The organism is Priestia flexa NBRC 15715 (genome assembly GCF_001591565.1).
In the GTDB taxonomy this organism is placed as follows: Bacteria; Bacillota; Bacilli; order Bacillales; family Bacillaceae_H; genus Priestia; species Priestia flexa.
Map to the genome: position 1 here is coordinate 1 of NZ_BCVD01000190.1, position 4,361 is coordinate 4,361.

Below are 4,361 nucleotides of genomic sequence, written 5' to 3' on the forward strand. Positions count from 1 at the left end.
TTTATGTCCCAGCCTCTTTTTTATCAATTATGCATTTAACATGCTTTTTACTCTTGCTACAACGTTATCAACTGTAAAGCCAAATTCCTTCATAATTGTTTCACCAGGAGCAGAAGCACCGAAATGGTTAATGCCAAGAACTTGACCTTCGTCACCTACATAGCGCTCCCAACCTAATGTCGAAGCCATTTCAATACCTAAGCGCTTCTTCACTGATTTTGGAATAACACTTTCTTTGTACTCAGCTGACTGCTTCTCGAAGCGATCCCATGATGGCATGCTGACAACAGCTACTGAAACACCTTCTGCTTCAAGTGCTTTTTGTGCTTCTACTGCTAAGCTTACTTCAGAACCAGTTGCAAGTAGAAGTGCATCCGCCTGTTCTTTACCTGCTTTTGATACAACGTAAGCCCCTTTTGAAACACCTTCATAAGCAGTTTCACTCGTACCTTCAAGAGTCGGTAAGTTTTGACGAGTTAACACAAGCGCTGTTGGCGTATCTGTAGACTCTAATGATAAGCGCCATGCTGCAGCCGTTTCGTTAGCGTCTGCTGGACGAATAACTGATAGACCAGGCATTGCGCGTAATGAAGGTAATTGCTCGATTGGCTCATGTGTTGGACCATCTTCACCAACTGCAATACTGTCATGCGTAAATACATACGTAACAGGTAGCTTCATTAATGCTGCTAGACGAATTGCTGGACGTAGGTAATCAGAGAATACGAAGAACGTACCGCCGAATACTTTTACACCACCATGAAGAGCCATACCGTTAAGCGCTGCGCCCATTGCAAATTCACGAACACCAAACCAGATGTTGCGTCCACTGTAATCTTTTGCAGTAAAGTCTTCTGCACCTTTGATCATTGTTTTGTTTGAACCAGCAAGATCTGCTGAACCACCAAAGAATTGAGGAACAGCTTGTGCTACTGCGTTTAATACTTCACCTGATGAAGCACGAGTTGCTAAGCTTGAACCAGTTTCATATACAGGTAATTGTTGTTCCCAACCTTCTGGAAGTTTACCTTGTACAGCTAATTCAAATTGAGCTGCTAGCTCAGGATGTTTTTCTTTATACTGAGCAAAAACGTCGTTCCATTCTTTTTCTTTCTTTGCACCTTCATCAGCAATCGTTGCTTTAAAGTGTGCATAAACTTCTTCTGGCACATAGAAATCTTCTTCAAACGTCCAGCTATACGCTTCTTTTGTTAATTTTGTTTCATCTGCACCTAGTGGCGCACCGTGAACACCTGATGTTCCCGCATGGTTTGGAGAACCATAACCAATTGTTGTTTTTACTTCAATTAAAGTTGGACGAGAAAGATCTTCTTTAGCTGCTTCGATTGCACTTGAAAGCTCTGCTAAGTCATTTCCATCTTCTACGCGAATTACTTGCCATCCGTAAGCTTTGAAACGATCTTCTACGTTTTCAGAGAATGAACGGTCTAAATCTCCGTCTAATGAGATGTCGTTTGAATCATAAAGCACGACAAGGCGACCTAATTTTAAGTGCGCTGCTAGTGAAGCTGCTTCAGCTGATACACCTTCCATTAAGTCTCCGTCACCACAAATACCGTATGTAAAGTGATCAACGATTTCAAGTCCCTCTTTATTATATGTTTCGGCTAAATGACGCTCAGCCATCGCTTTACCAACTGCCATTGCAATTCCTTGTCCTAATGGACCAGTTGTTGCATCAACACCTGCTGTGTGACCATACTCTGGATGACCTGGTGTTTTACTTCCCCATTGACGGAAGTTTTTTAAATCGTCAATTGATAGGTCATAGCCTGCTAAGTGTAATAAGCTATATAGAAGTGCTGAACCATGTCCTGCTGATAAAACAAAGCGATCACGGTTAAACCAATCTGGATTTGATGGGTTAATATTCATAAACTTTGTCCATAGCGTGTACGCCATTGGAGCTGCTCCCATTGGCATACCTGGGTGACCTGAATTTGCTTTTTCAATAGCATCAATTGATAAAGTACGAATTGTTGCAATTGAAAGATCTTCAATACGTTGTGTCATAACTCTTCATTCCTTTCAAAACTATGTATATATGTAATCATACTAATGATTAACGATTTTGTACAATATTTGATTCGTTTTTTTTCGTACTTTTACATTTTTCGTTTCCAAACGCAAAAATATACAAAAAAACTAGAGAAACTCATTTCCCTAGTTTTTGCACCACAGCAAACCATCGCCTTAGTGTAGACGCTTCTTTTTGCTATCTTTCAGTTTTTTAGGGGTTACGTCATTCCCTTTTTCATCAACAACTTTAATCGTATGAAGGTGATTTGTCATTGATTGACGGAACGTTTGTAAATATTCTTTACGAAGCTCTTGCTGTTCTTGTGCTTCAGCTTCTGTTAAACCTTCCGCCTTTGATTTTTTAGATAGTTGATTGATTCGTGCCATTTTATCTTTAGACAACATTTTGTCAGAACTCCTCGCTTTTTAATACAGTTTAAAGCATAATACAATACTACACATCTTACTAAATCTCTTGTTTTTTAGCAAGAAGCTCGCCTTGGTCGTCGCAGTACTCCTGATAGCGACGGTGTACAGTTGCTTTTGATACCTTATAACCAAAGCCTTTTAGCGTGACAGCAATTTCTGCAAATGTTAAGCCATTATTACGTAGTTGTACAATTTCTTCTATGGGAACTTCCTTTCGTTCTCTACCTGAGTTTACATGCTGGTTTTTCAAATTATGCTCCGGGTGATACCCATTGGCAACTGCTCTTTTCATACCTCGTTTAATTTTTGCATTATGTAATTTTCTTTGATGTTCTTCCACCAAGCTAATGATGTTTAACAACATGGAATCAGCTTCTGATAGCTGTAGCTGTCCCTGATGACTAATCGTGTAAATTGCTACTTTCTCTTTATTTAACGCGTGCAGTAAAGCAATCCTTGCATTTCCACGCCCCAGTCGTGTTTCATCCTGAATAAGCAGGGTAGAAACGTCTTCTGCTTTTAATAATTCTAAGACTTCTAATATTCCTTCTCGGTCAACTTCATAGCCGCTCGCTTTTTCAGAAATAATTTCACAAACTGTAAAATTATGCATCGTAGCAAGTTGCATTAACTCTTCTTCCTGCCTCTTTAACGATGTCTCTTGGGCTTCTTTATCCGTACTTACTCGACAATAGATAACTGCTTTCATCTTTCTAGCTCCCTTTCTTCATTTCCAAACACTAAAACCCCTACCATCGTTCAGTAGAGGACTCGTAGCTCTAGTTCACTTATCAAAAGCAATCTGATGATCACTTGCTAAATCAGATTTCAATACCGGAATATATAACTGATCTCCCGGAGAAAGCGACTGTGTAGATGGAACAGTTAGCTCATTCATATTTTGGACCCATTCTACAAATTCATTTGGTGATAAATTATGATGCTTACTATATTCTTGGGATAATTCCCAAATAGTGTCACCCTTTGCAATAGTAACAGTTGTATATTTTTCTAACTCCACTCTATCTGCTCCTAATAGCAACGTCAAGACATATGTAAGTGCGGCGATAACCACAAAAAAGGTAGTATAATGTTTAATAGATTCTATTAATGGTCTCATTTCAAATCCCCCTCAGAATGTATGTTCTCATTTTATTGCGAACATCCGTTTCTGTCAATGGGTTTTTTTCGAACTTATGTTTGTATATTATATATAGCCATGATATAATTTATAGCAAAGAATAGCTAAAAATGAGGTGAAATGTATGAAGCTATCAAAACGTCAACAAGAAATACTAGATTTCATTAAGCATGAAGTGAAATTAAAAGGATATCCCCCATCTGTTCGCGAAATTGGTGAAGCAGTTGGTTTAGCATCTAGTTCAACAGTTCACGGGCACTTAGCTCGTTTAGAAAGTAAAGGTCTAATTCGTAGAGACCCCACAAAACCAAGAGCAATTGAAGTTCTTCAAGCAGAGGCCGATGTAAGCATTCCACAAAGTGCAGTTATAAATGTTCCTGTTATCGGTAAAGTTACGGCAGGCTTTCCAATTACTGCAATTGAAAATGTAGAAGAATACTTTCCGTTACCTGACAAGTACGCCTCTCCAGATGAGCAAGTATTTATGTTAGAAATTATGGGAGAAAGTATGATTGAAGCCGGTATACTAGATGGAGATATGGTCATTGTTCGCCAACAGCAAACAGCTAATAACGGCGATATTGTTGTAGCAATGACGGAAGATAACGAAGCAACTGTCAAACGTTTCTTTAAAGAAGATAATTTCGTTCGCTTACAGCCAGAAAACTCCACAATGGCACCTATTATCTTACGTCATGTAACTATTTTAGGAAAAGTCATTGGAGTATATCGCTCCATTCATTAAGAAAAG

Annotated in this window: 5 protein-coding genes; 1 reads left to right on the forward strand and 4 read right to left on the reverse strand. The window is 38.9% G+C overall.

The features are described 5' to 3' along the window. Positions 1 to 27: 27 nt before the first annotated feature. The 4 genes from tkt to yneA form a co-directional block, all read right to left on the reverse strand. Positions 28 to 2,034, reverse strand: coding sequence for a transketolase (gene tkt, locus BFL01S_RS19030; protein ID WP_061786652.1), 2,007 nt, complete (start codon positions 2,032 to 2,034; stop codon positions 28 to 30). Between the two features lie 180 nt (positions 2,035 to 2,214). After that, complete coding sequence (locus BFL01S_RS19035) at positions 2,215 to 2,445, reverse strand: DUF896 domain-containing protein (protein WP_025908272.1); 231 nt, start codon at positions 2,443 to 2,445, stop codon at positions 2,215 to 2,217. A 61-nt stretch (positions 2,446 to 2,506) separates the two neighbouring features. Continuing rightward, on the reverse strand, positions 2,507 to 3,178 hold the full coding sequence (locus tag BFL01S_RS19040) for a YneB family resolvase-like protein (RefSeq protein WP_061786653.1): 672 nt from the start codon (positions 3,176 to 3,178) through the stop codon (positions 2,507 to 2,509). Positions 3,179 to 3,253: 75 nt separating this feature from the next. Next, positions 3,254 to 3,589: a cell division suppressor protein YneA gene (gene yneA, locus BFL01S_RS19045; protein ID WP_025908270.1), complete on the reverse strand. Its 336-nt coding sequence runs from the start codon at positions 3,587 to 3,589 to the stop codon at positions 3,254 to 3,256. A gap of 145 nt (positions 3,590 to 3,734) precedes the next feature. On the opposite strand from yneA, the gene lexA reads away from it, so the two are divergent. Then, positions 3,735 to 4,355, forward strand: a complete 621-nt coding sequence (gene lexA, locus BFL01S_RS19050; protein WP_025908269.1) for a transcriptional repressor LexA — start codon at positions 3,735 to 3,737, stop codon at positions 4,353 to 4,355. Positions 4,356 to 4,361 lie beyond the last annotated feature (6 nt).